The 26219-nt window shown below is 65.7% G+C and carries 32 protein-coding genes and 1 pseudogene; 13 read left to right on the top strand and 20 right to left on the bottom strand.

Annotated features, from left to right (window positions below; translation table 11 throughout):
* Positions 1–26 precede the first annotated feature (26 nt).
* The 9 genes from EYW42_RS13445 to EYW42_RS13400 form a co-directional block, all read right to left on the bottom strand.
* On the bottom strand, positions 27–566 hold the full coding sequence (locus tag EYW42_RS13445) for a hypothetical protein (RefSeq protein WP_135535808.1): 540 nt from the start codon (positions 564–566) through the stop codon (positions 27–29).
* A gap of 30 nt (positions 567–596) precedes the next feature.
* Entirely contained in the window at positions 597–1421 is an 825-nt protein-coding gene (locus EYW42_RS13440) for a hypothetical protein (protein ID WP_135535807.1), read from the bottom strand.
* Positions 1418–2269, bottom strand: coding sequence for a hypothetical protein (locus EYW42_RS13435; RefSeq protein WP_135535806.1), 852 nt, complete (start codon positions 2267–2269; stop codon positions 1418–1420). The genes EYW42_RS13440 and EYW42_RS13435 overlap by 4 nt, the downstream gene beginning before the upstream one ends.
* Before the next feature lie 529 nt (positions 2270–2798).
* A complete protein-coding gene (gene ppc, locus EYW42_RS13425) occupies positions 2799–5489 on the bottom strand; it encodes a phosphoenolpyruvate carboxylase (protein WP_135535804.1) in 2691 nt (896 codons plus the stop codon).
* Positions 5490–5759: 270 nt separating this feature from the next.
* Entirely contained in the window at positions 5760–6083 is a 324-nt protein-coding gene (locus EYW42_RS13420) for a transcription factor S (protein ID WP_135535803.1), read from the bottom strand.
* Positions 6084–6199: 116 nt separating this feature from the next.
* Positions 6200–6757, bottom strand: coding sequence for a hypothetical protein (locus tag EYW42_RS13415; protein WP_135535802.1), 558 nt, complete (start codon positions 6755–6757; stop codon positions 6200–6202).
* Positions 6754–7662, bottom strand: coding sequence for a hypothetical protein (locus tag EYW42_RS13410; RefSeq protein ID WP_135535801.1), 909 nt, complete (start codon positions 7660–7662; stop codon positions 6754–6756). The genes EYW42_RS13415 and EYW42_RS13410 overlap by 4 nt, the downstream gene beginning before the upstream one ends.
* 74 nt (positions 7663–7736) lie before the next feature.
* Entirely contained in the window at positions 7737–8573 is an 837-nt protein-coding gene (locus EYW42_RS13405) for an RAD55 family ATPase (RefSeq protein ID WP_135535800.1), read from the bottom strand.
* Between the two features lie 151 nt (positions 8574–8724).
* Positions 8725–9720, bottom strand: coding sequence for a beta-ribofuranosylaminobenzene 5'-phosphate synthase family protein (locus EYW42_RS13400; protein WP_135535799.1), 996 nt, complete (start codon positions 9718–9720; stop codon positions 8725–8727).
* Positions 9721–9936: 216 nt separating this feature from the next.
* Between EYW42_RS13400 and ilvD the strand changes: the two genes are divergently transcribed.
* The gene (gene ilvD, locus EYW42_RS13395) at positions 9937–11664 is read left to right on the top strand and encodes a dihydroxy-acid dehydratase (RefSeq protein ID WP_135535798.1); all 1728 of its coding nucleotides are present in this window, start codon (positions 9937–9939) and stop codon (positions 11662–11664) included.
* A gap of 90 nt (positions 11665–11754) precedes the next feature.
* Positions 11755–12399: a bifunctional 4-hydroxy-2-oxoglutarate aldolase/2-dehydro-3-deoxy-phosphogluconate aldolase gene (locus EYW42_RS13390; protein WP_135535797.1), complete on the top strand. Its 645-nt coding sequence runs from the start codon at positions 11755–11757 to the stop codon at positions 12397–12399.
* A 27-nt stretch (positions 12400–12426) separates the two neighbouring features.
* Here the strand turns inward: EYW42_RS13390 and EYW42_RS13385 are convergent, their stop codons facing one another.
* Together EYW42_RS13385 and EYW42_RS13380 are read right to left on the bottom strand one after the other, a co-directional pair.
* Positions 12427–13344 (bottom strand): hypothetical protein, encoded by a 918-nt coding sequence (locus tag EYW42_RS13385; protein ID WP_135535796.1) that lies wholly within the window; start codon positions 13342–13344, stop codon positions 12427–12429.
* A gap of 172 nt (positions 13345–13516) precedes the next feature.
* Positions 13517–14020, bottom strand: a complete 504-nt coding sequence (locus tag EYW42_RS13380) for a hypothetical protein (protein ID WP_135535795.1) — start codon at positions 14018–14020, stop codon at positions 13517–13519.
* 128 nt (positions 14021–14148) lie between these two features.
* Here EYW42_RS13380 and EYW42_RS13375 point away from each other — a divergent pair, with 128 nt between their 5' ends.
* The 4 genes and pseudogenes from EYW42_RS13375 to EYW42_RS13360 all read left to right on the top strand — a co-directional run bounded on the left by EYW42_RS13375 (position 14149) and on the right by EYW42_RS13360 (position 16540).
* Positions 14149–14742 carry a hypothetical protein gene (locus EYW42_RS13375; protein ID WP_135535794.1) on the top strand — a complete coding sequence of 198 codons (594 nt, stop codon included), beginning with the start codon at positions 14149–14151 and terminating at the stop codon, positions 14740–14742.
* Positions 14743–14763: 21 nt separating this feature from the next.
* Positions 14764–14973, top strand: a pseudogene (locus tag EYW42_RS20360) (ArsA-related P-loop ATPase); the annotation flags it as partial.
* Between the two features lie 79 nt (positions 14974–15052).
* Positions 15053–16165, top strand: a complete 1113-nt coding sequence (locus EYW42_RS13365; protein WP_135535793.1) for an AI-2E family transporter — start codon at positions 15053–15055, stop codon at positions 16163–16165.
* Positions 16166–16321: 156 nt separating this feature from the next.
* Positions 16322–16540: a hypothetical protein gene (locus tag EYW42_RS13360; RefSeq protein WP_135535792.1), complete on the top strand. Its 219-nt coding sequence runs from the start codon at positions 16322–16324 to the stop codon at positions 16538–16540.
* 40 nt (positions 16541–16580) lie between these two features.
* Here the strand turns inward: EYW42_RS13360 and cysK are convergent, their stop codons facing one another.
* The 4 genes from cysK to EYW42_RS13340 form a co-directional block, all read right to left on the bottom strand.
* Complete coding sequence (gene cysK, locus EYW42_RS13355; RefSeq protein WP_135535791.1) at positions 16581–17480, bottom strand: cysteine synthase A; 900 nt, start codon at positions 17478–17480, stop codon at positions 16581–16583.
* Between the two features lie 88 nt (positions 17481–17568).
* A complete protein-coding gene (locus EYW42_RS13350) occupies positions 17569–17841 on the bottom strand; it encodes a DUF7521 family protein (RefSeq protein ID WP_135535790.1) in 273 nt (90 codons plus the stop codon).
* A complete protein-coding gene (locus EYW42_RS13345) occupies positions 17838–18215 on the bottom strand; it encodes a helix-turn-helix domain-containing protein (RefSeq protein ID WP_135535789.1) in 378 nt (125 codons plus the stop codon). The genes EYW42_RS13350 and EYW42_RS13345 overlap by 4 nt, the downstream gene beginning before the upstream one ends.
* Before the next feature lie 46 nt (positions 18216–18261).
* Positions 18262–18906 carry a helix-turn-helix domain-containing protein gene (locus tag EYW42_RS13340; protein ID WP_135535788.1) on the bottom strand — a complete coding sequence of 215 codons (645 nt, stop codon included), beginning with the start codon at positions 18904–18906 and terminating at the stop codon, positions 18262–18264.
* A 134-nt stretch (positions 18907–19040) separates the two neighbouring features.
* Here EYW42_RS13340 and EYW42_RS13335 point away from each other — a divergent pair, with 134 nt between their 5' ends.
* Positions 19041–19268 (top strand): DUF2249 domain-containing protein, encoded by a 228-nt coding sequence (locus EYW42_RS13335; protein WP_135535787.1) that lies wholly within the window; start codon positions 19041–19043, stop codon positions 19266–19268.
* A gap of 60 nt (positions 19269–19328) precedes the next feature.
* Positions 19329–19562 carry a DUF2249 domain-containing protein gene (locus EYW42_RS13330; protein ID WP_135535786.1) on the top strand — a complete coding sequence of 78 codons (234 nt, stop codon included), beginning with the start codon at positions 19329–19331 and terminating at the stop codon, positions 19560–19562.
* 45 nt (positions 19563–19607) lie between these two features.
* On the opposite strand, the gene EYW42_RS13325 is transcribed toward EYW42_RS13330, so the two are convergent.
* The gene (locus EYW42_RS13325; RefSeq protein WP_135535785.1) at positions 19608–19910 is read right to left on the bottom strand and encodes a DUF2249 domain-containing protein; all 303 of its coding nucleotides are present in this window, start codon (positions 19908–19910) and stop codon (positions 19608–19610) included.
* Between the two features lie 88 nt (positions 19911–19998).
* Here EYW42_RS13325 and EYW42_RS13320 point away from each other — a divergent pair, with 88 nt between their 5' ends.
* The 4 genes from EYW42_RS13320 to EYW42_RS13305 all read left to right on the top strand — a co-directional run bounded on the left by EYW42_RS13320 (position 19999) and on the right by EYW42_RS13305 (position 22374).
* Positions 19999–20355 (top strand): CGCGG family putative rSAM-modified RiPP protein, encoded by a 357-nt coding sequence (locus EYW42_RS13320; protein ID WP_135535784.1) that lies wholly within the window; start codon positions 19999–20001, stop codon positions 20353–20355.
* A 2-nt stretch (positions 20356–20357) separates the two neighbouring features.
* Positions 20358–21467, top strand: a complete 1110-nt coding sequence (locus EYW42_RS13315; protein ID WP_237561333.1) for a TIGR04053 family radical SAM/SPASM domain-containing protein — start codon at positions 20358–20360, stop codon at positions 21465–21467.
* Between the two features lie 2 nt (positions 21468–21469).
* Complete coding sequence (locus tag EYW42_RS13310; protein WP_135535782.1) at positions 21470–21763, top strand: hypothetical protein; 294 nt, start codon at positions 21470–21472, stop codon at positions 21761–21763.
* Positions 21764–21864: 101 nt separating this feature from the next.
* The gene (locus EYW42_RS13305; protein ID WP_135535781.1) at positions 21865–22374 is read left to right on the top strand and encodes a halocyanin domain-containing protein; all 510 of its coding nucleotides are present in this window, start codon (positions 21865–21867) and stop codon (positions 22372–22374) included.
* A gap of 332 nt (positions 22375–22706) precedes the next feature.
* Here the strand turns inward: EYW42_RS13305 and EYW42_RS13300 are convergent, their stop codons facing one another.
* The 3 genes from EYW42_RS13300 to EYW42_RS13290 all read right to left on the bottom strand — a co-directional run bounded on the left by EYW42_RS13300 (position 22707) and on the right by EYW42_RS13290 (position 24661).
* Positions 22707–23903: a TIGR04347 family pseudo-SAM/SPASM protein gene (locus tag EYW42_RS13300; protein ID WP_135535780.1), complete on the bottom strand. Its 1197-nt coding sequence runs from the start codon at positions 23901–23903 to the stop codon at positions 22707–22709.
* The gene (locus EYW42_RS13295; protein ID WP_135535779.1) at positions 23900–24199 is read right to left on the bottom strand and encodes an Htur_1727 family rSAM-partnered candidate RiPP; all 300 of its coding nucleotides are present in this window, start codon (positions 24197–24199) and stop codon (positions 23900–23902) included. The genes EYW42_RS13300 and EYW42_RS13295 overlap by 4 nt, the downstream gene beginning before the upstream one ends.
* 90 nt (positions 24200–24289) lie before the next feature.
* Positions 24290–24661: a cupin domain-containing protein gene (locus EYW42_RS13290; RefSeq protein WP_135535778.1), complete on the bottom strand. Its 372-nt coding sequence runs from the start codon at positions 24659–24661 to the stop codon at positions 24290–24292.
* Between the two features lie 126 nt (positions 24662–24787).
* On the opposite strand from EYW42_RS13290, the gene EYW42_RS13285 reads away from it, so the two are divergent.
* Positions 24788–25585, top strand: a complete 798-nt coding sequence (locus EYW42_RS13285; RefSeq protein ID WP_135535777.1) for a ZIP family metal transporter — start codon at positions 24788–24790, stop codon at positions 25583–25585.
* Between the two features lie 92 nt (positions 25586–25677).
* Here the strand turns inward: EYW42_RS13285 and EYW42_RS13280 are convergent, their stop codons facing one another.
* Positions 25678–26208: a DoxX family protein gene (locus tag EYW42_RS13280; RefSeq protein ID WP_135535776.1), complete on the bottom strand. Its 531-nt coding sequence runs from the start codon at positions 26206–26208 to the stop codon at positions 25678–25680.
* Between the last annotated feature and the right edge of the window lie 11 nt (positions 26209–26219).

Here is a 26219-nt window from a genome sequence, read left to right as displayed (position 1 = left end):
GGTCACGTCACTGACCACATGGAATTTCACAGTTCCCGGTCGGACTCCGGGTCGTCCAGTTCCCAGAGGTACTCCGGGAGGAAGGCGTCGAGTTCGTCGACCACGCGCCGCTCGCTCACGTTCAGCCCCTCGCAGTGCTCGTGCGCGGAGTCGCGCACGTCGACGTGGATATCGCCGTCCTCGACGGTCACTGCGAGCGGGAATACGGAGCAACGCGCCGGCTTCCAGTCGTGTTCGTCGTGGAGGGCACAGAGGCCGTCCTCGCGCAGAAAGTAACAGGCCGCGCCGTCCTCGGCGACGTGTTCGTCGCGGTCTTTCTCCTCGCGGCGGACGAAGTCCTCGCCGCGGAACTGCGTCGTCGCCCGGTTGACATTCTCTCGTTCCGCGAGTTCCAGAAAGTCCTTGTCGTACAGCAAGACGCCATGCTGGCAACACCAGGTGCAGTCGTCGACGCACTCGAAGGTCAGATCCGGGTCGAAGTCCACGACGGCCTCCCGTTCCGGGTACACCTCGACGCGCGGCTTTCCGTCCGCGCTCGCGTCGGTGTCACGGTCGTCTGCGCTCACAGGGGGTAGTGAGGTTCCTGCGGGGAAAGGCTACTCGGTCTCGACCTCGGTTTCGTACGTTCGTCGGCCAGCGCGCCAGTTCAGGATGAACGACATGTGGTCCCCGTCGGGATGCTCGTAGCTCCAAGTCGCTGTTTCGCCAGCGGGCACTTCGAGACGAACCGCCGTCTCCGGCGCGTGTGCGACGCGCCCGCCGGCGATGTTGAGTCCGCCGACGAACGTTCCGTCGGCGTCACCGGTGTTGCGCACGGTCAGAGTGATCGGTATCTCCTCTCCGACCGCTATCGTTTCAGGCCCGCCGTACTCGACTACCTCGAACGTCGTCGTCGGACGGGCGAGTTCCGCGGCCACTCCGTCGTCGAGCGCGTACTCGCCGCCGGGCCAGGTTATCGCCGCGTCGTCCGCGTCGAGCGGCTTCGGACACTGGAACAGGAGCCATCCCGCTTGGTCGTCGCCGTACAGCGTTCCGCGTTCCTCGACGTTCCAGAGTTGCGTGACCCGTCTCCCGTCGACCGCGTCCACCGACCCGTACGTTTCGCCACCTGTTTCGAGTGCGAACTCGTCGCAGTCCGGTGAACCGTCGCCCGTCGACGCGGCGGAGGCGAGGAGAAACTGATCGCCGCGTTCGCCGAGCGTTCCGATCGAATCAGGCGAGTCAAGCACCACTATCTCGGGGGCGACAGTCACGTCGTCAATGGCAATACCGGCGGTTTCGCGCTGATCTTCCGGGGACTCGTCTCCGTTGCTCGACCCGACGGGTTCGGTCGTCGCGGCCTCGGAGTCCGGCTGGCCGAGACAGCCACCCACCGCGCCGACCCCCGCGACCGCAGTTGTGAGAAAGCGCCGCCGCCTCATATTTCGATGTTGACCTTTCGAGTCAGGTCGTCACTGCGACATCGGAAGTGAAAGCGCATCGAGAGGTTGTCGCCGTCCTCGCGGTCCAGATGTCGCTCGTCTACCGTGTGGCTGCGTTCCCACGTCGCCGTCTCGCCGGCCGGCACGTCGATTGAGAGCGCTCCATCGGGCGTGGACGCGACCCAGGGACCGGACCTGTTCCTCGCGGCGACGAACGTCCCGTCGACGTCGCCGACGTTCTCGACCGTCCCCGAAACAGTCGCTTCCTCTCCGACCTCGACCGAGTCAGGGGCAGTGAACTCGCGTATCTCGAACTCGGTCGGCGGCCGCGCCAGATAGTCGACGGCGTCCGAATCGAGCGACCGGTCACCGCCGGGCCAGGTGATCGCCGCGCTCTCGCCGTCGAGCGGTTTCGGCACCGTAAACGCGATCCATCCCTCGGTCGAATCGTTCGATCCGAATCTGGTCTGATACGGACTTTCGAACGTCCACAGGTGACCGTTCATGCCGCCAGCGTCCTCGTCTGGTGAGTGCGTCGTCCCGCCGGCGTCGAGTTCGAACGCGCCGTACTCGGGAGCGCTCGACCCCTCCGCGGAGACGGTTGCGACGACGTACTGCTCGTCGCTGTCGCCGAACGTCCCGATAGAGTCCGGGGTGTTCATCGCGACGAGTTCCGGTGTTGCCCGCACGTTGCCGACTTCGACGCCCGGAAACGACGTCTCGTCGGGCGTCGTTTCGTCGTCGCTGTCGTTGGTATCGTCGGATGCCGACCCGGCCTGGTCGAGACAGCCGGTAACGGCGATTCCGAGAGCGCTCGCGGCGGACCCGAGATAGCGGCGTCGGTTCATGTTCTCTCGGTAACGGTGCCGGAATAAGTGCTTTCAGAAAGCTAAAACGAGTGTTTCACTATCGACCTCCTCGTATATTCAACGTATCTCTCCCGGAGGTGTAAAATATTCAATCACTCTGCTGTACAGTTCCTATCTATCTTATAAATAAATTACTTCTGCGGTGAATATGATACCTACACCGCTCCAGTATCAGAATGGTATTCACTCAAGCGGACATAGCGATCAGTCGGTGCAAACCGCGGCAGGCCCGAACTATTCAATAGCGGTATTTGTAGAGTAAAAACAGGAAGATCAGAAAGAGGGGAACTAGCGGGGCTGCAGCCTCAAACGGCGCTACCAGAAGTATCACGGCGGTAAGTACGACGAATTGCACTGCAATTAATACACTTAGAGTCTCTCCCGACTCGACCATTAGCGTATATCTATTCACACCATGGCTGTTTGAAACCACTGGGTGATTGACACGCTCTGGTGACTGGGTGTTCTACCGCAGAACGCGCTCAGCGAACGCTCTGCGTGCACCCGCTCAGCCCGTGTTTTTCATTCCCGCCGCGATCCCTTTGACGGTCAGTCGCAGTGTCCGCTCTTCCTCTTCAGTCCGGTGAGTCTGACGCAGCAGGTGTGTTTGGAGCAGGTTCAGCGGGTCGACGTACGGGTTGCGCCGGCGGAGGCTCTCGCGGAGCCAGTCGCGGTCGATGGTGTGGTCGCGGCTCGCGATGTCGGTGACCAGATCGACGGCGGCCTCGTACTCTTCGCTGACCCGCGGGAAGAACTGCTCTCTGAGTTCCGGGCGGGCGAGGTCGGCGTACTCCTCGGCTATCTCCATGTCAGTGCGGCCGAGCGCCATCGCGGCGTTGTCGATGCGCGTCTGGAAGAACGGCCACTCGGCGTACATCTCCTGGAGCGTCTCCACTTTACCGCCGCTGTCGAGATACGCCTGGATACCCGTCGCCAGCGCGTACCAGCCGGGCAGGATGCAACGCGACTGCGTCCACGAAAACACCCACGGGATGGCCCGCAGGTCCTCGACGTTGCGCTCGCCCGTCCGTGACGCTGGGCGCGAGCCGAGGTTCAGGTCCTCGATGACGGTGATCGGCGTCGCCTGCTCGAAGTACTCCACGAAGCCGTCGGTTTCGAGGAGGTCGCGATACTCGTCGCGGGCGGCGTCGGCCATGGTGTCCATCGCGTCGACCCACTCGTCCTCCACCTCCTCGACGGGCTGGTTCATAGCGCGGTAGCGCGCCTTGACCTGGGCGTTCAGCATCTGCTCCATGTTGCGCTCGGCGATACGGGGATTGGCGTACTTCTCGGCGATAGCCTCGCCCTGCTCGGTGAACTTGACCTGGCCGGTGATGGTGTTGTTCGGGAGCGCGAGGAGCGCGTCGTTCATCGGCCCGCCGCCGCGTGAGATGGAGCCGCCGCGACCGTGGAACAGTCGCATCGTCACGTCGAAGTCGTCGCAGATCTCCGCGAGGCGACGCTGGTTCTTGTAGAGCGACCAGTTGGCGGCGAGGAAGCCGTTTTCCTTGTTCGAGTCGGAGTAGCCCAGCATGATCTCCTGGGTGTCGTCGCGCGCCGACAGCGCCTGCGCGTACGCCTCGTTCTCGAACAGGGTCCCCATTATCCGCCGAGCGCCCGAGAGCGCGCGTTCGGTCTCGAGCAGCGGGACGATATCAAGCCCGCAGTGACCGGGCAGGTCGATGACGTCGGCCTGGTCGGCGAGGAACAACACTTCGAGGACGTGGCTCGGCTCATCGGTCATCGAGATGCAGTATGTGTCGATGGCCTGAATGCCGAACTCCGCTTGCCACGCCGAGAGGGAGTCGAACCGTTCGAGAACCCGCGCCGCGGTGTCCGAAACGTCGCGTGTGTCCTCGATGTCGATGACGCGTTCGTCCTGCAGGATGCACTCGGTCAGTACGTCGACGCGCTCCGGTTCGTCCATCCCGGCGTAGTCGATTTGCTGCCGAGCGAGCGCCTCAGCGACGGCTTCGGTGTGGTTCTCCTGATGGTCGCGCAGGTCCAGACTCGCCAGACTGAACCCGAACGTATCGACGCGGCGGCGGAGCGGGTCGACGTGGGCCTCGGCCACGCTATCGGCGGCGTTGTCCCGGAGGCTCGCCGCGAGCATGTCCAGGTCGGATTCGAGTTCGTCGACATCAGTGTAGCCGCCGGGGCGAACGTCGCCGACGCGGTTCAGACGCTCGCGCATCAGTTTCAGCTTCTGCCTGTATGGCTCGCTGGGGTAGCGCGTTTCGGCCTCCTCCGCGATGCCGGGCAGGCGGTCGCGGTCGGCCGCGAGCGATCGCTTGAACGGTTCGCCGACTTCGATGCGGCTGCCGTCCTGGCTGAGAACGCCGGAGAGTTCTTTCAGCGCGTCGCGGTACTGTTCGAGGACGACCGCTCGCTGGCGTTCGAGCGTGTTCGTCGTGACCTCCGGCGTGACGTAGGGGTTCCCGTCCCGGTCGCTACCGGCCCACGAGCGGAACTCGAACAGTTTCGGCACGTCGATGGGTTCGCCGAACTCGTCGTCGAAGGCGTCTTCGAGTTCGTCGTACACCTCGCCGACGATGTCGAACAGCGTGTTCTCCAGATACCACTGGACGTTTCGCGCCTCGTCCTCCGGACTGGGGCGGCGTCTGCGCACCTGCGGCGTCTGCCAGAGGCTGGTCACTTCGGCATCGATGTCGCGCTCGACCTGGCCCCGTTCCTTGTCCGTGAGGAGGCGCTCGTCCAGAGTTTCGAGGTGAGTCGCCACTTCCCTGAGCTTCGACTTGACCGTCTTCCGGCGCGCCTCCGTCGGGTGCGCGGTGAACGTCGGTTCGATGAGTACGTCCGCAAGCACCTGCTCGACCGTCTCGGTGTCCGCCTCGGACAGTTCCGCGGCCGCTTCTTCGAGACTGTCCTCTAGATCGCCGTCTTGCGATCCCTGCCGGATCGACCTGACCCGTTCGCGCTCCTCGGCGAGGTTGATCAGTTCGAAGTACGTCGTAAACGCGCGGGCGACGACGCTCTCCAGTTCGGGCGTTAACCCGTCGAGTTCGTCGTACAGCGGTTGTCTGGAGTCGGTCTTGCCGGCCCGGTAGTCGATCGCGGACGTCCGGATCGTCTCTACCGTGTCGAACGCTGATTGGGAGGCCTGGTCCGCCAGGACGTCCCCGAGCAACGCGCCGAGTTCCCGGACGTCCTGTCTTACCTCCCTGTTGTGCAGTCGCATAGTTTTCAGATCTCCCCCCGGGGCTAAAACGCTCGGGGACGTGGCGAAAAATACCGTCCTGAACCGAAGTTCGTGACAGACTGATAGTCATGATCACGCCAGAGTTTGCCACACACTTGGTACTGGCACGCGGTTCGCACAGAAGGTTAGTCCTCTGGTCGGGTCTGTATCCACGTCTTCGGTGTATTCGTAATGCAGGCAATGTGTCCCTCGAAAGAACTCATTTCCCAAAACGACAAACCTCGTTAAAACGGCAGTGCCAAGTGGGAATTAGTTGTAGTCTCGCCAGCGGTTGCCACACTCTTGGCACTTGAAAAACCGCGTCGGCGGTTCGTCGGCTGACCCTGTCTGTTTGATCGTGTACCAGGCCTTCGTGTGGCCGCAATCGTCACAGATCACGTCGTCTGCAGTCGGTTTTCCTTCGAAGTTCGACCCTTCCTCGGTCTCTATCACGTCGTCGTGAGTCTGGCTTTCGGTGCTGACGAACTCGGCCGCGCGGTCCTCGTCGCGTTCGACGGACGCGCCGCAGTCCGTACACACCATTTCGCCGTCCTGTGATTTCATCATAGAGCCGCAGTCGTCGCAGAACTGCATGGTCGGACGTAGTCGCTCCGGTCGCAAAAACGGTCCGCTCTGTGCGAGGTGGTCTATTGGCCACCGAGGTCGCACTGACTGTCGTCCATCCCCGCCGTCTCCCGACGACACCCGCGTTACCGGTCGGTTCCGGTGCCGATCTTGCCGAGGCGTTCGTCCTCGCGGACGACGGGACAGTTGACCACGCGGAAGCGGTCGAGGTCGACGATTTCCCGTATTTCGGTTCCTTCGTGGCCGCAGTGTACGTTTGGCGGCGCGGAGAAGAACTCGCAACCCTGACAGTAGGAGTGCTTCGATATCTCACGGACGTCTTCGACCGCGTCATCGACCGTCTCGGTTGGGTCGTCGGACGTTGCCTGCTCCCAGAGGCTCTCGCGGTCTATCTCGCCGACCTGCTCTTCGGTGAACAGTTCGTTCCTGTCCGCGCGCTCTCGGTCACTGCGGCGGTCGTCGACGCGGGCCGCGAGGTCGCCGAGGGGGGCATCGGGATCAGACTCGTCGCCGTCGATACCGTCGGGCCCGTCGCTACCGGCGCTGTCCGGAGTATCGCCGTGTCCCTCGTCGCCGTCGCCAGACGGTTTCGCCGCTGTCTCTTCGAACGGGTCCGCGGACCCCTCCTCCTCGTTCGAGATGCGGTCCGTGAGGTCGGAGAGGGGGCCGTCGTCCTCGCTCACGACCGGTCACCCCGGTCGACGCCGAGGCTTCCGGTTCCGTCGCGTTCCCCGACGCCGTCACCGTCCGTCACCATGTCGTCGAGCGACGAATCGAGGTCGGGTTCGACGCTCCCGCTCAGGGCCGGCGGCTGGCCGGTAACGAGCGTCGCCGAGTCGAAGAAGCGGCGTTTCCCTTCGACGTCGCTGAACGTGTTCGCACAGTGGGGGCACTCAGGTGCAGTCAGGAGTGCGATGTCGACCTCCGACCCGCAGTGGTCGCAGTCGGCTGTCCGGACGCCGAGGCGGTTAGCCGCGACCTGTAGCGACTCCGCCTCGGCCCGGCGCTCGGACTCCCCCGCCAGTTGCCGAACTTCGTCCCGAACGTCGACGACGGCCCGTGCCATTAGGTCCGTTCGCTCCTGAAGTTCGTCAGTCGTGTCAGTCAGATACTCCAGGACATCCTCGTAGTTCGCAAACCCGGCGTCGAGGCGGTCGTCGAGGTCCTCGAGATGCGTTTCGACCGCCGCGATGTCGTCGACGAGACGCTCGGTCTCCGCGTCGAGACCGTCCAGACGGTCGAGGACATCTGGATGGTCGTGGTCAGCGGGCGCTTTCCCGTCGGCCTCGCGTTTGACCTGAATGACGCGTTCCCGAACGTCCTCGATGAGATCCATGTATCGGTCGTCGATCTCGTCGAGTCGCTCCTCGACGGCGTCGGACACCCCGTCGTCCGCATTGACGAGTTCCTCGACGACGGCGTCCGGAGAGTCGCCGTTTTCCATCTGGTCGACCGCGTAGTACGATTCGATGAACTGACGGATCACGTCGTCGGGGCTTTGAGCCCGTTCGTCGGCCTGTCGGTCAAGCCACTCCCGCAGTTCGCGAGGAACGCTGACTGACAGTTCCCCCGACTCCTCACTCGACATTCATGCGGAATTCGGTAGCAAGACTCATAAGGGTTATTGCAAATCAGAGAGGCCTCCGGGGACGGCCGTTCGTTTCAACGTATCTTTCGAACGTTACTAATGTTGAAGCCGTCGTCCTCGATGTCAGTCTCGAATCGGACGATGTTTTCCTCCTCTAACCGGGAGAGAACGCCGCGGAACTGCTGGACGACCATCGTCCGGTCGCGTTCGCTCCCGCCGCTTTCCCACTCGAAGCGTATCGTCCCATCGGCGGCGTCGTTGAGCCGACCCAACTGCGTATCTGTCAGCGCTTCCACATTTACGTGCAGGAGGATGAGACCGCCCCACTGCTGTGAGGCCTTCTTCAGCCCCTTCATCAGGAGCGTGATACTCGACCAGTCCATCTGCTCGCTGGCCGCGCTGACGAGGTCGGTCACGGAGTCGATGACGACCAGATTCCCCGAGGCGTTCTCGTCGAGGTAATCGCCCATGGCGTCTAACACGTCGCGCCGGTCGTGGCGCTCGCCGAGCGCGGCGATGTCCTGGGTCTGCTGGGCGTACCAGTTGGTCGGGACCGGTGATAGCTGGAAGTACTCCGGCGACAGGTCGGCGAAGGAGATGTCGTCGCTCACCGCGTCCACGATGTCCTCGTCCATGGTGAACGCCATCTCATCGAGGATAGCCGACTGGTCGCTCGTGAGAGAGAGGTAGTGGACTTCGCCGGGCACGACGGAGTTTGCGTGCAGCGATCCGTAGTACAGGTCGAACAGTTCCGGGTCCGCCTCGACGAGAGTGTTTATCGCCGCGCTGGTGTAGAGGAACTCCCTGGCACCCGCGCCGATGTCGCCGGCGAGGAGGACGACGCTCCCCGGCGGGGCCCCGCCGTGTATCATCGAGTCGAGGCGCGAGATGCCGAAGGGGATCCTGTCCATACCCTCACGTGGCAGCGTATTCGCTTACGTTTTATGGCGGCACGGTAGCGTCAGCGTAGTCGCGGTTGTCGGAGTCGCGAAAGTGCATAGCCGGAGCGTCCCGACTCGCTTGAGAATCGACTCGTTGCGGTCCTCGAACAGTCGCATTCCGTCACTGCGGTCCCCGCTCGCTCTCGACGGCCCCGCCGCGCACCGTCGCGCCAGCGTTGCGGACCGGAGCGACCAGCACGTCGCCGTCCACGCCCGCAGTGTCGAGGGCCTCCCGCGCCGCTTCCGTCGCCATGTCGGCCCCGTCGACATCGGTGAGGCCGTACACCGTCGGCCCCCAGGAGGACTGACCCGCCCCAGTCACGGCGGGACAGTCCGACAGTTCGTCGACGATGGTGCCGACCGGCGGCCGGAACACGCCGCCCTGGGCGTCCGCATACCAGGCACCGTTCAGTCGGCCGATCTCCGCGACCGCGTCGCCGAAGGCCGACCGCCGGCCTCCGGCGGCCGCTGGGAGGAGTCGCCGCGAGACGACGCCGCTTATCCTGTCGGCGATGGCGGGGTCCGCCCGCTCGATCACCGAGCGCATGCTCGCCTCTTCCTCGTCGCCACTCCGGCCCGGATCGGCGTCGGGGACGGCGACGACGAACCGCCAGTCGACGGGGAGTTCGTGCCGCGCCACGACGGCGGGGACCTGCCACTCGCCGTCGGCGGGGCGGTCAGTCGTGAACCGTCCGGTCGGGTGGCCGGCGTCGACGAGAAAGCCGCCGCGTTCGAATCCGGCGGTGCCGACGCCGCTCCGGCCGCCGCGGCCCAGCGCCGGCGCGGCCGTCCGAACGTCCGGATCGGTCCCGTACGCCCGAGCGACGGCGGCGTACACTGCCAGTGCGAGTTGCGTGCCGCTCCCGAGGCCGACGTGTCTGGGGAGCGCCTCCGTCACCGACACAGTCGCGCCGGGAACGTCGAGCACGTCCGTCGCACGGCGAGCGTACTCGCGGGCCGCCTCGTGGTCCGCCGCGACCGTCTCCGCCGGGTCCGCCTCGACCTGGAGTCGGGGGGCCGCGAGCGATACGCCGAGGCTCCCGTACAGTCGCTCGTGAGCGAGCGAGAGGTTCTGGAACCCGAAGTGAAGACGCGCCGCCGTCTCGACAGTCGCCATTACCGGCGCTACGGGGTGAAGGGGGTTTTCGGTTTCGGCCCTGGCAACTATAGTAGCGCATTCGTCGCGACGTGTGGATGCTGTTCAGCGGGGCAACGGTCGCGATGTATTGAGGCCGGCAGCGGGGTTCCTACCTGTTCCGGCGCACACGTTCGGACGCCAGCAACGCTTGTGTCCGTCCAGTTGTCTTAAGGCGTCCCGATTCGTTCACCGTGTATGAGCCAGCAGTCAGAGCCGCGCAGGGAGAAAGACGACGACCTGCGCAGCAGCGAAGTCACCGAAGGGGCCGAACGAGCCCCGCATCGCGCCATGTTCCGGGCGATGGGCTACGACGACGAGGACCTCACGTCGCCGATGGTCGGCGTCGCCAACCCCGCCGCGGACATCACGCCCTGTAACGTTCATCTGGACGACGTGGCCCAGTCGGCCTACGACGGCATCGACGAGTCCGGCGGCATGCCGATCGAGTTCGGAACCATCACCATCTCCGACGCGATCTCGATGGGAACGGAGGGGATGAAGGCCTCACTTATCTCCCGAGAAGTCATCGCCGACTCCGTCGAACTGGTCTCGTTCGGCGAGCGTATGGACGGCCTGGTCACCATCGGCGGCTGCGACAAGAACATGCCCGGGATGATGATGGCCGCCATCCGGACGGACCTGCCGAGCGTGTTCCTCTACGGCGGTTCGATCATGCCCGGCGAACACGACGGGCGCGAGGTGACGATCCAGAACGTCTTCGAGGGCGTCGGCGCGTTCGCCGAGGGCGACATGTCCGAGGACGAACTCGACACCCTAGAGCGCCAGGCCTGTCCCGGCGCGGGCTCTTGCGGCGGGATGTTCACCGCGAACACGATGGCCTCGGTCTCCGAGGCGCTCGGGTTCGCCCCGCTTGGCAGCGCGAGCCCGCCCGCCGAGGACGACGCGCGATACGACGTGGCACGGGAAAGCGGCGAACTCGCCGTCGAAGTCGTCCAGGAGCAGCGCAAACCCTCGGATTTCCTCTCGAAGGAATCCTTCGAGAACGCTATCGCGTTGCAGGTCGCAGTCGGCGGATCGACGAACGCCGTTCTCCACCTGCTCGCGCTCGCGGCCGAGGCCGGCGTCGACCTCTCGATCGAGGAGTTCGACGAGATCAGCCGACGGACCCCGAAGATCGCCGACCTTCAGCCCGGCGGCGAGAAGGTGATGAACGACCTCCACGAGGTCGGGGGCGTCCCGGTCGTCCTGAACGCGCTCTACGAGGCCGACCTGCTTCACGGCGACGCGCTGACGGTCACGGGCGATACGATAGCGGAGGAACTCGATCGCCTCGACCCGCCGTCGATCGAGGAATTGGACGAGGACTACCTCTACACCGTCGATGAACCGAAAAACGAGCAGGGGGCGATCCGCATCCTGACGGGCAACCTCGCACCCGACGGTGCCGTCCTCAAAGTAACCGGGTCTGAGGACCTTCACCACGAGGGGCCCGTCCGCGTCTTCGAGACCGAGGAGAACGCGATGAAGTACGTTCAAGAGGGCAACGTCGAGTCCGGAGACGTCATCGTGATCCGGAACGAGGGTCCCCAGGGCGGTCCCGGCATGCGCGAGATGCTCGGCGTCACCTCCGCGGTCGCGGGCCAGGACCACGCCGAAGACGTCGCGCTCATCACAGACGGCCGGTTCTCCGGCGCAACTCGCGGACTCTCGATCGGTCACGTCGCCCCGGAGGCGTTCTCCGGCGGCCCTATCGGCGCGCTGGAAGACGGCGACTACGTGACCGTCGACGTCGCGGACCGGACGCTTGCGGTCGACCTCTCGGACGAGGAGATCGAGGGTCGCCTCGACGACCGCGACGACCCCGAGCCCTCCTACGTCTCCGGCGTCCTCGCCAAGTACGGTCTCGCGATGGGTTCGGCGGCCAACGGCGCAGTGAGCAACCCCGGCGTGAAACGGGAGTAAGTCGCTGCGGGACCCGGGTCTGGAACCGGTTCGGGGGCGGCAGTTTGCGGTGACGAGTAGTTACAAGGGGGCGGCGGTCGGACCACGGATATGAGCAAGCAGGAGACGCTCCAGCGGATGCGAGAGAGCGGCGTCGTCGCTGTACTGCGCGGTGCCGACGCGGACATGACCGTCGACATCGCCGAAGCGCTCGCCGAGGGCGGCGTCACGGCGCTCGAACTGACCGCCGACACGCCCGGCGTCATGAGCCTCATCGAAGAGGTCGGCGACGCGCTCGACGACACCGATGTCATCGTCGGTGCCGGCACCGTACTGGACGAGGAGACGGCTCGGGCCGCCATCCTCGCCGGCGCGGAGTTCGTCGTCTCGCCCAGCTTTCACGCGGAAGTAGTCGAGACGTGCAACCGGTACGGCGTGCCCGTCGCCCCCGGCGTCGCCACGCCCACCGAAGCCGTCGAGGCGTACCAGGCCGGTGCTGACATGGTGAAGCTGTTTCCCGCCTCCTGTCTCGGCCCTGATTTCCTCGCCAGCATCAAGGGTCCGCTCGGCCAGATCCCGATCATGCCGACCGGCGGAATCGGCCCGGACAACGCCGGCGACTTCATCGAGGCCGGAGCCGAGTGCGTCGGTGCCGGCGGGTCGCTCGTCGACGACGAGGCCGTCGCGAACGAGGACTTCGACATGATCGCCGCGAACGCGGAGGCGATGGTGCAGGCGGTTCAGGACGCGCGGTAGGTGTTTCGGCGAGTTGCCGACGCTCCATCACCCGGCCGAGAGCGCGTCGTCGATCCGGCGCTCCAGATCGACGAGGTCGTCGTAGAGGTCCTCGTGCCCGTCGATCTCGTCGATCCGGTCCGCTAGCCCCTGGAGCCGCGAATACTTCTCGCTCTCGTCGACGCCCGTCTTCTGGACGTACACCTGCTCCTCGACGTCGTACACCTCGTCTTCGGTCACGTCGGTGACCGCGAGCACGAGGTCTAGCTTGTCGGGATCGACTCCGAGCACCCAGTCGTGCGGGATGTCGTGTTCGTCGAGCGCGTCGAGCACCGTCTCGTCGTCTTTCGGCTGCCGCCGCTCGCGGGTGGTCCGCCGGACCGTTCCGAACCGACCGCGCAGTTCCTGGTCGGGACCCAGGCGGTCGAGCAGAGGCCCTTTGGCGGTTCCCCGAACCCGGTTAGCGCCGCGCTGGACGTCCGACAGCAGCACGTACAGGTCTGTCAACGTCTCGGTGTCGAGCGCCGCCGGGTCGTCAGCGTCGAGTCGGTCGAGCATGTCGGCGAGCAACACGGCGTCGTCGTGGACGCGCTCGTACGGCGTCCGGGCCGCTTCCGGCGGCGTGAGATGCGGGCTCTCCCGGCCGACCGCGTCGTCGGACGATCGGGAGAGCGTCTCCCCATCAGAGGTGTACTCGGGGGAGAGAGAGAGTACGGTCGCGTACGGCTCGACACCGGGCGGGAGGTCGTCGAGAGATAACGGCCCCTCGTCGAGGCGGTCGTCGAGGTCGTCGAACTGCCGCCGGCGGAGCGAGCGCTCCTCGCCGCTGTCCTGAAACCGGACGACGATCTGGTTCTCGAACGTGGCCTCGACCCGGAACGGCCGGTCCGAGACGGGGGTTACCAGCTCACTCGCCGGCTCGAGCCCCTCGCACTCCTCCCGAAGCGTGTCCCATAGTTCGCTCATACGGGAACGTTCGTCGCGCATCGGCAAAAGCATCAATCGCCGGATTTCGAACAGTTCCGGCGAGGGCATCGCGAGAGTCGCCGCGAGAGGGGGTTCATACTGTCGGACGGACGGTCGTGGCGCGATTCGACACACGGCTATCGACAGCTTTGGGGGCCGCCGTCCGACAGTATCAGTCCGGCCGGTCGCTCTCGTACCGAACGTCCACGCGGACCGCGTCGCCGGCGTCGGGAACCGGGTCGACGCGGACCGCGTCGAGCAGCGAATCGTGGATGCAGTCCGTCCAGACGTCCATCGCCGTCTCGTGATACTCCGCGACGGTTTCGTCGTCGACGGCCTCGCCGTGGTCGCGGCGGGCGGCGTTCCGCGACCCCTGCCGGGTCGGGATCCTGACGGTCGTCCGGTCGGGGTCATCGCCCCGGTAGTTCTCGACGAACCGTTCGGGAGGCAGACAGACCGACGTTGCGTCCGCCGCCGGCAGGGCGGACGTTTCGCCGTCGATGGCGTGCAACTCGGCGCGCGTCTCGCCCTCGAACGGCGACGAGACGCGGAGGCCGTGGCGACGCCGTTCGGACTCGTCGTCCCGGTTGCGCTCGAACGCCGCGATGAGGTCGTCGGGGTCGACGACGACGGTCCCGATCTGTTCTACGCCCCTCGCACCGTCCTGTTCCGACATGCGAGTACAGTCGCACTCCGCGTACTTAGGCTACGGCACTACTGCAAAACTGGTTCTGGGCCTCGGACGATGGGTCTCGCGGGCGCGGACCCCCACTGTTAGGCCGCTCGGCGTGGGACGGTCGACGAATGGACCTCAGACGACGCGTTCGCGACCGAATCGAGATGGATCCGGCCGGGCGGAGCGAGGTGGTCCGGCACTGGTTAGAGAGCGAGGTCGACCAGGACGACAGCAGCCTCGACCCGGAGGCGATAGACGACGAGGCCGAACTCGTCTCGGCACTTGTCGACCGCACGCCGATCGCGGCCCGGACATTCCGACCGCCGCGGCTGGACTGGTACCATCTGAATCTCTCGCCGGGACAGCTCGGCGACCTCAGGGTCGTCGAGGGACCGCCAGACGAGGAGTGGCGGCGTGTCGCCCCCGACGGGATGCTCGCCTCGGCCGCGTACCGGTTGTTCGAGGCCGACGACCCGGAGCGCATCGACCGGAACGTCTCCCACGACCTGCTCGAAGTCCTCGACCTCGCGGACGACATCACCGCGTCGGGACCGCCGGAGGACCTGATACTCGTTCAGGACCGGCCGGACGAACTCCCGTGGATCGCGGACGGCAACCACACCGCCGCGGCCCAGCAACTCACCGTGCTCCGCGGCGACGGCTACGTCGGCCAGGCGGCGTACCTCGGCGTCCGGCGCACGGGCGAGACGGAGCGCCCGTAGCGGCCGGCGCTCGCGGACCACGGCGGGACCGTTCTCGTCGTCTCGACGGACCCGGCCCACTCGCTCGGTGACGCCCTCGGCATCGATGGCGGCGACGAGGTGGCCGAGGTGTTGCCCCGGTTCTCCGGTGTCGAGGTGGGTCCGGAGCGCGGCCGGGCCGCCTATCGCCGGGCGGTCGAGGCGCTGGCCGACGAGTTCCGGCCTGTCGGCTTGCAGACGGACGAAGGGGATATGGAGGCGCTGTTCGGCGCGGGCGTCCGAGCGCCGCCTGCGTACCGACGCTTTTCGCAGTCGCCGTGGTACGGCCGATATGACTCCCGAACTTTCGGACGTCGACCGGTCCCGCGTCGGCTGGTGGGCGCTCACGCTGGGCATCGCCGTCGCGTTCGCGTTCGTGTTGTTCGCGCTCGTCGGAACGTTCGTGCTCGGACTGTTCGTCTACTACGGCACTCGACCGCTAGACCGCAGGTTCCGCCGGCACCTTCCCAAAGGAGTTTCCGCGGGCTTCACGCTCGTCGCTATCGCTTTGCCCGCGTTCGTGCTAGTCGGCTCAGTCGTCGTCGTGGCGGTCCAGGAACTCGGTCCGGAAGGGGTCGAAACCGTCGCTCAAACGGCGGGGTCCTACGCGGGCGTCTCGCTGGGCGAGGACCCCGTCGCGGAACTGCAGACGCTCGCCGCCGACACCGACACCGGAACCGCGATGGGGGTCGTCGCGACCGGTGCCGGCGCGCTGTCGTTTCTGGCCGACGGCCTCCTGCACGTCGTCATCGCGCTCGTGGTCGCGTTCTATCTCCTGCGCGACGACGACCACCTGCGGTCGTGGTTCGAGAACAACGTCGCGGACGAGGGGGAACCGCTGCACGCGTACGCCACCGCCGTCGACCGTGACCTCGGGACCATCTACTTCGGCAACGTGTTGCTTATCGGGCTGGTCGCCGCCCTCGCGACGGTCGTCTACCACGGGTTCAACCTCCTCGCGCCGCCCTCGCTAGCGATCCCCGTTCCAACGGCGTTGGCGATGCTGACCGGGTTCGCCAGTCTCATCCCTATCGTCGTCGGAAAGGTCGTGTACGTACCGCTGACGCTGTATCTCGCGGCCATCGCCTTCAGAGCGGACCCCGCCCTGCTGGTGTACCCGGCTGCGCTGTTCGCGGTCTGTCTCGCGCTGCTTGACCTGCTTCCGATGACGTATCTGCTCCCCCGGATCGCGGGCCGGAAGACCCACGTCGGACTGGTGTTGCTCGCGTACGTCCTCGGTCCCGTGCTGTTCGGCTGGTACGGCCTGTTCTTCGGGCCGCTACTGCTGGTGCTCGGCGTCCAACTCGTTCGGATCGCGTTCACTGAACTGATCCACGGCGACGGGGTCACGCCGTACGTGACGGCCGCGGAGTCCATCGGTGCCGACCCCGAGGCCGAGGACTGATTTGTCAGACGGCGGCCCCAAGACTGTCGATATCCCCGTGTATCGAACCTTCACGACGGTCCGCCCGACAGTACGAGCGGTCGACCGCAAACACACTGAGAAGTCGATCGCCGACACACCCATAGGCATTCACGGCGCGCCCGCCTTGGGATCAGTATGGCCTACACGTGGAAATACTACGACCTCGTCCTCGTCGGCATCGGATCGAGTATGTTGCTCGGCGGTACAATCGGCTTCCTGACCCCGCTGTCGGTCCAGGTCGCTATCATCGCCGCGGGCCTCGTCGCCATACTCATCATGGCCCACGGGATGTTCGTCAACGGCCCGGTCGACAGCCCCGAGGACCTCACGGAGGAAGTGGACTCGTTGAACTGAGCGGCCGTCACGACCTCGAAACGGACGGTCTTCCGCTCGGTCACTCGAAGAGGTCCGTCGAGAGGTACCGCTCGCCGGAGTCGGGGAGGACCGTGACAACGCGCCCCTTCGGGCGGCGCTCCGCGACGCGCTCAGCCGCGACCAGTGCCGCGCCGGAGGAGATCCCCGAGACGATACCCTCCTCGCGTGCGAGGCGACGGACGGCGGTGACGGCGTCATCGCGGTGAACCGTCTCGATATCGTCGATCAGCGCCTCGCGGAGCACGTCGGGGACGAACCCAGCGCCGATGCCCTGGATGCCGTGATCGCCCGGGTCGTCCCCCGAGAGGACCGCCGAGCGCTCCGGTTCGACCGCGACGATCTCGGGGTTCGCGTCGCGTATCTCCGTCAGGTATTCGGCGACACCGGTGATCGTCCCGCCGGTTCCGACGCCGGCGACGAACGCGTCGATCTCGCCGTCGGTCGCCTCGAACACCTCTTTTCCGGTCGTCAGCCGATGCGCGCGGGGGTTGGCCTCGTTCCGGAACTGCTGGAGCGTGATGGCGTTTCCGTCCCGACACCGCTCTTTCGCGGCGTCGATAGCGCCGTTCATCCCGTCGTCGGCGTCCGTCAGGACGAGTTCGGCGTCGAGGCTGGCGAGCAGCGTTCGACGCTCCTCGCTCATCGACTCGGGCATCGTCAACACGAGATCGTAGTCGTTCGCCGCGCAGACGGCGGCAAGGCCGATCCCCGTGTTGCCGCTAGTCGGTTCGACGATGGTGGTATCGCCATCGAGTTCGCCCGCCGCCTCGGCCGCTTCGACCATCTCGCGGGCGATGCGGTCTTTCACGGAGTAGGGGTTGAACTGTTCCAGTTTCGCGAGCACGCCTCCGAAGGAATCGAGACGAAGAAGCGGTGTCGATCCGACGAGTTCCGTCGCGTCGTCGACGATACGGGGCATATCTGACCGTTGTCGGGAGCGACGGAGACGCTGTCCCCGAACGGGTTCGACCGCATCCGGTCGGGAGCGTCGGGTCCGTTCGAACGGTTCACTCCGCGTACAGCGAGTAGAGGATGACGCCGAATCCGATCGCCGTCAGGCCGCTCTCGACGATCAGCGCGAGTTGCCGGTTCAGCCCGACCACTTGGTCCATCGCCCCCGCCAGTAACGACCCGACCGTGATCGCGCCGAACCCGATCGTGAGCGCCCGAAGCGCCGGGGAACGCGTCCGCTTGTACGCACGGAAGGCGTAGAAGGTGATCATCCCGCCCAGAAACAGCGTCGCGGTTTTGAGACCAACGATAATGAAGGGGTGAGTCATGTCTCCTTGCGCACCTCCGACCACATGGCGGCGAGCTGTTCGTCCGGAGAGCGCTCGGGCCGGGCGATCCCCACGTCGAACGAGTGGTTCTCGTCCAGTGCGATCCGGACCTCCTCGAAGTCGATATCGTACCGGGTCGTGTGTTGGCCGTCCGAGCGGATCTCGGTCTGTTCCGTCAGAAGCGAAGCCTCCGTGAGGAGGTCGAGCTTCCGGTAGGTAGTCGACAGCGGTACGTCGGCCGCGTCGGAGAGTTCGCTTGCTGTCATGGGCGCTTCGAGTTCCGTGATGATGGCGCGGCAGTCGGGATCGTCCAGCGCATCGAGGATGTTCTGCAGTGCTGGGGAGTCGTCGTCGCGAAAGGGGTCCCGCACCATTGTCAGAGTGGTAGTATGAGAGACGTAAAGTTCGTTCGGGACACGCTCACTGCTCGGGCATCGAGCTGACCTCGTCTAGGTACTGCTTGACTATCTTTTCCTCCGCTCGGTGGAGGGTTTCCGAGCAGGTCGACTTGGCGATGTCGAGCGTCTCGGCGAGTTCGGTGAGCGAGGACGTACGCGGCGTGTCGTAGTAGCCGACTTCGACGGCGGTGCGGACGAGTTCGAGTTGGTGGTCGGTGAGCAACTGGCCGGATTCTATCGTCTGTTGAACGTAGTCGACGGTGTAGCTGACGCCGAACGCGTCCAACTGTTCGCCCAGCTGCGAGAGGCGGTCCTGCGGAGCAGTGAGCGTCCACTCGGCTTCCCCGTCGACGATGTCGAACGGCATCTCCAGCGGGACGCCGGAGTCCTGTACCGCGAACAGCAACAGCGGCATCGTCGTCTCGAACTGGATCAGCGCCTCGTTCTCGTACTCCTGGAGGAGGTCGACGTCTGTCACCTCGTCGTACGCGGTCATCTCGCCGATCAGGTCGGGCAGGTTCGGTGACGATATCTCCGCGAGGCCGACGCCGGACATCTCCCCGGCAAGCGCCGCAACGATCCGGACGCGCGCCTCCGAGTACGATCTGGAGAGGTCGCCGATCCACGTCTTTTCCGGGATCGACAGCGTGAGTTTCGCCTGAGGCATATCTGTGCGTTTGGCCGACGGCCGGCAATAAGTATTCCCGAACGTATTCGGGTTTTCTACGGATCGTCGACCGACCCACTACGAACATGGTCGGGAGAACGGCAAGGTACTTCCCGTTCGAACGGACGAACGCGATGAGCACCGACACGCCCGACCGCACGCTCGACGCCAGGGATATCGACGGAGAACCGTTCAGCGATATCGTGACGGAACTCGACGGCCTCGGCGACGACGAAACGCTCGTCCTGGTCAACAGTTTCGAACCGGAACCGCTGTATCAGGTGCTCGAACAGCGCGGATTCACCTACGAGACGGAACAGATCGCCGACGACGAGTGGCACGTCGCGATCGAGCACGCCTGATGAAATCCCGAACACGTTCGGAACAATCGGTTCCTCCCACCCGGGATGAGTTGTACCTGCATGACTGATCGAACGCTCGACCTGCGCGACGTGCCGCCGCCGGAACGCCACCCGAAGATTCACGACGCCTTCGGTGACTTAGACAGCGGCGAGGCGCTGACGCTCGTCAACGACCACGAACCGAAGCCCCTGTTCTACGAGATGAAAGCCGAAGTGGATGCGTTCGACGCCGAGGCGTACGAGGTCGAACGCCGAGACGAGAACGAGTTCGTCGCGACGCTGCCGAAGAAGTAAGGTTGGTCCCGTTTTCGAGTCCGCGACCGACGCGGGCGGAGACGGCTACGGTTTCCACACCGCCGTCACGACGGGCCCATCGCCGTTCCCGTCTCCCTCGTCGAGTTCTGTTTCGAACGTACCGTACTGATACCCCCTCTCCCCGAGTTTCGGGTAGAGGTGCTGTGGCGCGCGGTCGTTCAGTTGAACCAGCACCGTCTCGTCGTCGAGTTCCGCGAGTAGTTCCAGCGTTCGCTTGAGCGGTTGCGGCGGCGGGAGTTCGCGGGCGTCGAGCCTCTCCCGCGGACGGTCAGCCGGCGCGTCCGTCGATGCGAGTTGGTCCTCCAGTGGGTCTGTGGTTCCGGTCATGTGCGACGGTTCGGGTGCCGCCGGGCAAGCCGTTCCCCCGAACACGTTCGGGAGACGGGTTTCGGCCGCCGAGTGTCACCGTACGCATATGGGCTCCGTTTCTCACGACGACGTCGAACCGGTGACCGAGCGCCGACACGACAACTCCTGGTCGGCGAATCTAGAGAAGTCGGTTCACGCGGAGGAACGCGATATCGTCGTCACACAGGCGAAAGACGCCGTAGAACACACGTCACCGGGTAACCACGTCAATCTCGTAACCCACGGGAACCACGGTCATCCCGAGACGTACCTGTACGACGAACTCCGTGCGGCGTTCGACGGCGTCGACTTGGAGTACGTCGAGCAGTGCGGATGCGGCGGCCACGTCACCCGCGTTCACGTCAGTTCGGACACGTCGACGAACGCGGCGGAGAGAAACGAGGAAGAGACGATGGAGGATTGACCGTGCGCCCGAGCGCCGTCGACCTCGACGAACGGCCGTTCGTCCTGGTGTGGGAAGTGACCCAGGCCTGCGAACTCGCCTGCGAACACTGCCGGGCGGACGCCCAGGAGCGACGCCACCCCGACGAACTCACGACCGCGGAGGGGAAAGCGCTGCTCGACGAGGCCCGCGAGTTCGGGGACGGTCAGCTCGTCGTCCTCTCTGGAGGCGATCCGCTGGCCCGCGACGATGTCGTCGACCTCGTGACGTACGGCACCGAGCAGGGGCTACGAATGACGCTCACGCCGAGCGGGACGGGGTCACTGACACCGCCCGCCATCGAGGCGTTCGCCGACGCCGGCCTCCGGCGGATGGCGCTCAGCCTCGACGGCGGAAGCGCCGGGTCACACGACGCATTCCGCGGCGAATCGGGGAGTTTCGAGCAGACCGTTGCGGCCGCCGAGGCGGCCCATGACGCGGGGCTACCGCTCCAGATCAACACGACAGTCTGCGCGGAGACGGTCGACGAACTGCCGGCGATCCGGGATCTCGTCGCCGACCTCGGTGCCGTGCTCTGGTCCGTGTTTTTCCTCGTACCGGTCGGTCGCGGTCGGGTACTCGACCCGGTGTCGCCCGAGAAAGCGGAACGAGTGATGGAGTGGCTCCACGAGGTGAGCGACGCGGCACCGTTCGGCGTGAAAACGACGGAGGCTCCGCACTATCGCCGGGTCGGCCTCGAACGAGCGGACGGCGACGGCACCGCGGCACCCGACCGGGACGCCATCGGCCGCAGGGCGGGGATCCGCGCCGGAAACGGCTTCGCGTTCGTCAGCCACGTCGGCGAGGTGTATCCGTCCGGGTTTCTTCCGGCGGCAGCGGGCGACGTTCGCGAAGACAGCCTCGTCGACGTGTACCGACACGACGAACTGTTCCAGTCGCTCCGGAACCCTGACGCGCTGGGCGGGAAGTGCGGTTCGTGTCCGTTCCGCTTCGTCTGTGGCGGCAGTCGCTCGCGAGCGTACGCCCACACCGGCGACCCGCTGGCGAGCGACCCGCTCTGTGCGTACGTGCCGGAGGAGTACGACGGACCGCTCCCGTGGGACTCACCGTCTGATGCCGTCTCTGCGGACTGACCATGTCGGACGACGAACGGAGTGTCGTCGTTGACCCCGACGCCGCGGCCGACCGGATCCGGCGTCGCGCCGAGTCGGTTCGGCGGGCGGAACTGGACGACGCGCTCGGCAAGCTAGAGACAACGGACGGACTCACGCCCGGACAGCGACGGGCGGTTCGACGAATGAGTGAACGGATCACGGAGACGCTGATCGCGTCGCCGATGTCGTCGCTCCGCACCGCCGACGACGCCGAGACGGTCGCTGTTGCGGTCGAACTATTCGGCGGCGACGACGGCCGAGCGGACCAATCCTGAGGCCCCGGGACGACGCTTATAAACCTTTCCCCGGTTCCCACTGGGCAGGGACGTCGCCACTGTCTTAAATACGTGAGGTGCTTCGATTCGAGTGAAGAGAAATGACCGACAGAGACTCACTCGACAGGCGGCGCTTCCTCGCCGCGACAGGAGCCGGTGCCGCAGTACTGATCGCTGGTTGCTCGTCGGACAGTGACGGTTCCGACGACAACGAGGACAACGGGGACAACGGAGATAGCGACGGTAACAACGACGGTAGCGGCGACGCCCCGGCCGCGGTTGACGACTTCCTCGGAGACGCCAACAACTACGACGGCGTCGTCGACGAAACGGGGTCGGATGAGGTGACAGTCTCCGTCGGTGACGGGGGAAGCAACGAGTTCGCCCCTGCCGCGGTCCGTATCTCGACCGGGACGACCGTTACCTGGAAGTGGGACAGCGACACCCACAACGTGTCCGTCAAGGACGCCCCGACGGACTGGAGCGGCCACGAGAACATCGAGAACACCGACTTCACGTACGAGCACACGTTCGACGAGGCCGGAGAGTACATGTACGTCTGTACGCCCCACGAACAGATGGGGATGAAAGGCGCTATCGTCGTGGAGTGACTGCGGGAATTCCGCCTCGAACTCCGGTCGCCGCCGGTTCGTCAGCGGTCGCGACACCAGCGCTCGAACGCGGTCACACGCCCGACCACGCGATTGCGTACGCTCGGATGTAATCCGGTTGTACGCTCCCGTCTTCTGTTATCCCGTCGCGCGGTTGCCGGGCCGTACGGTTTTCCGATACTGCCGGACGCAGTCCGCGTAGGATTTCGGCACTCCGGAGAGTCTAATATCGTCACGAAGATCCGCCCGAGACAGTGTCAGTCTCGGGTCACGTCCTGGACGCCCGCCAGCGTCAGGCTCCGGCCGCGCCTGCCGGCCCGTTCGGGCCGGACTCAAACGGAAACGTCGTCGCCGGCGACCTCCTCACTCGTCAGATAACACTGCGGGTCCGGCCCGAACGGGTGGTCGTGGACGCCGAGCGCGCGCAGTCGCGACGCGCCGCGGCAGACGTCCAGATATCGGCAGTCGGCGCACTTCCCGGTCAGGTGGCTCTCCCGCTCGCGCAGCGCCGCGAGCAGGGGGTTGCTGTCGTCGTCCCAGATGGCGCTGAACGGGCGGTCGCGGACGTTACCCAGCGAGTACCCCTGCCAGAACTGGGTGAGGTGGACGTTGCCCTGATAGTCCACGTCGGCGACGCGCTCGCCAGCCGGATCGCCGCCGTTCCGTCGGAGGTACTCGCGGACGCGGGCGGCGGTGTCGTCGCCGAGTTCGGCGCGTGCGTACTCGACGAGATAGGCGGCGTCGCAGTAGTTGCCCACCAGCAGCGTCTCTATCTCCTCGCCGCGCTCGTGGTACTCCCGAGTCATCTCGCAAACGCGCCGAACGGCACGGCGCTTCTCCGCGGGCACGAGGTCGGCGTCACGGATCGCCGCGCCCCGACCGCCGTAGTCGAGGTGGTAGAAGCAAAAGCGGTCGAGTCCGACATCGTAGAGGAGATCGACCACGTCCTCCAGGTCCGGCGCGGTGCGCTCGGTGATGGTGTAGCGCAGCCCGGTTTTCAGGCCGGCGTCGAGACAGGCCTCGATACCGCGGACTGCGGCGTCGAACGCGCCCTCTTGCCCGCGGAAAGCGTCGTTGCGCTCGCGGAGGCCGTCGACGGAGACGCCGGCGTACGCCAGACCGGCGTCGCGGAGTTCGGCGGCTTTCTCGGGAGTGATGAGGGTGCCGTTGGTCGAGAGGACGGGTCGGATTCCGAGGTCGGCGGCGTACGCGACTAACTCGACCAGGTCCTCTCGTACGAGGGGTTCGCCGCCGGAGAAGAGGACGACCGGAACGCCGTAGTCGGCGAGGTCGTCTAACAGGCGCTTCCCCTCGTCCGTCGAGAGTTCACCGGGGGCGCGCTCCTCAGTTGCCGCGGCGTAGCAGTGCTCGCAGTAGAGGTTACACTGCTTCGTCAGGTTCCAGACGACGACTGGCTTTTGCTGCTTTCGCTCGCGGATCTGGTCGGCATCGGAGTCGGCGGCCGCGTCGTAGCGCAGGCCGTCGCCCTCGGCGTCGAGGTCACAGAGGAGTTTGCTCACGGAGATCATAGTTCGTGTGTCCGGCCCTCCTCGCCGTTCGGATGCGGGGCAGGTGTCGCGTCGTCGTCGAGGTCGTGCGTGGAGAACCGGTGTGTCTCCTCGGCGGGGCAGATCCACACGTCCTCGGCGAACCAGGCGAACAGCCGCGTCGCCTGTTCGTGAGCCACCTCGGGCGAGGGGGCGCTAACGCTGCCGACGTGTCGCATGGGATCAGTATCGTCCTTGCGGACGAACACCTCCCACTCGCGCTGGTCGCCGCCGCGCGGGGAGTCACCGACGTTCGACCGACGTGTTTTCTCGACCATGTGCTGTCGTTCGCCGAAGCGCACAAAACACCTCTCGGGCGTTCCCGGGCGGTGAGAACGCGGTCAAACGTGTTCGGGGTAGCATCGCCTTCACCGCGGGTCGAACTCGCCCCGGCGAAGGCCCTCGCGGACGAGTTGGTGGTCGGCGTCGCTCGGCGGCGGCGCGGTCACGAGCGTCGCTTCCAGCCGTTCGCCCTCGGCCCGGACGCCGCGAGCCTCGCCTGCGGGGACGGCGACCACGTCGCCCTCGCTCACGTCGTGTTCGCGTTCGCCGTCTTTGATCGTCCCGCGCCCGGTGCGGACCGTGATGACGACGTCGCTGTCCGGCGCGTGGACGGGGATGAACTGCCCCGGTTCGAAGAAGCCGAGGACCGCTTTCGCGCGCTCGCTCCGAAATATCTCCCTCGCGGTGAACTGGTCCTCGTCGTACGTCCGTTCGGCGTCGAAGTCGGTCGCGACCATGATCGGAGCGTCGCCCGGCGGCCGATTGACGGTTCCCGCGAACACGTTCGGCGGCCGCGGTTCGACGGGTGCGAGACGAATCTGGTCGGGGGTGCAGTTATACCGCCGGGACACAGTACGAAAGACATGGATCTGCTGGCGAATCTGACACTCGTGTTCGTCGCCGGCCTCGTCACCGCTCTCGCGACCGGTCTCGGGGCGGTACCGTTTTTCCTGGTCGACGACGTGAGCGACCGCTGGAACGTCGCTCTCTGGGGGCTTGCATCGGGAATCATGGTGTCGGCGTCGGTGTTCGGCCTGATCTTCGAGGGCCTCGCCGAGGGGACGATGAGAGACGTCGCTCCCGGACTCCTCGCCGGGGTCGTCCTCGTCGTGGCTGCCCACCGCGTCATCAGCGGGATGGAGGTCGACCCGCACGAGTACGAGGAGGCCGACTTCAGGAAACTCGTGTTGATACTCGGCGTACTCACGGTCCATAGCTTCCCGGAAGGCGTCGCCGTCGGCGTCTCCTTTGCGGATCTGAACGTCGGGCAGGGGCCGGCCGTGCTCGGGTTCACCGTCCCGGTTCTCGCTATCTTCATGACCGTTGCTATCTCCATCCACAACGTCCCCGAGGGCGTCGCTGTCTCTATCCCGCTTCGCGGCCTCGGCGTGAGCGAGTGGAAGATGGTCTGGTGGGCCGTCTTCTCGAGTCTCCCCCAACCGATCGGCGCGGTGTTAGCCTTCGCGTTCGTCAGGGTCGCGCGGGAGTTTCTCCCGTTCGGGTTCGGCTTCGCCGCCGGAGCGATGATCTATCTCGTCGTCACCGAGTTCATTCCGGAGGCGCTTTCTATCGGGGCGTCGCTCCCCGACGGAGGCCGACCGGAGTTGATCGGCGGTCTGTTAGCAGGGGTCACTCTCATGCTACCGCTCGCGTTCGTGTAGCCGTCGACACGAAAGCGGTACCTACGGTCCGTCTCACCCGCTGAGATACCGGTCTCTCAGCGGTCTGTCACAGGAGAAAAAACGACGCGGCGTCAGCCGAGCAGGTGTCGTAGTTTCGGGTACCGCTCGACCAGGTCCAGGTCTTCGAGGCGGGCGTCGAGGCCCGCGATACGGCCCGCGCCGACCGCCCCGAGACCGAACAGGAGCAGGGCGTACACGACGTGGTCGTCGATCACGATTCCGTTCTCCAGCGGCAGGCTGGCCGCCCAGTAGAACGCCATCATCACCGCGCCCCAGAACGCCGCGAAACGGACGAATCCGCCGACGAGCAACGCCGCACCGATGAGCGTCAGCCCCCAGGCGTTGAGGGGGTCGATCAGCCACAGCCAGTCGGCCGCCAGCGTCGCCCAGAGCCCGCCGAAGGGGTTGCCCTCCGGCACGGCGTGAACGAGAAAGCCCTCGGCGGTCCACGCGGGGTCGAGGAGTTTGTCGACGCCCGCGTAGAAGAACGTCCAGCCCATCACCAATCGCAGGGTGAGCAGGGCGTACCCCACGGTGTTGCCCGAGTATTCTACGTCGCGCTCCCGACCGAGCAGGTCGGCTTCGAACCGGTTAGTTGCCATCGGTGGTCACC

Origin of the sequence: Halostella pelagica (assembly GCF_004762015.1) — an archaeon.
Classification (GTDB): domain Archaea; phylum Halobacteriota; class Halobacteria; order Halobacteriales; family Natronoarchaeaceae; genus Halostella; species Halostella pelagica.
The sequence above is the reverse complement of the archived record's forward strand: the minus strand, read 5'-3'. Positions and strand labels throughout refer to the sequence as shown.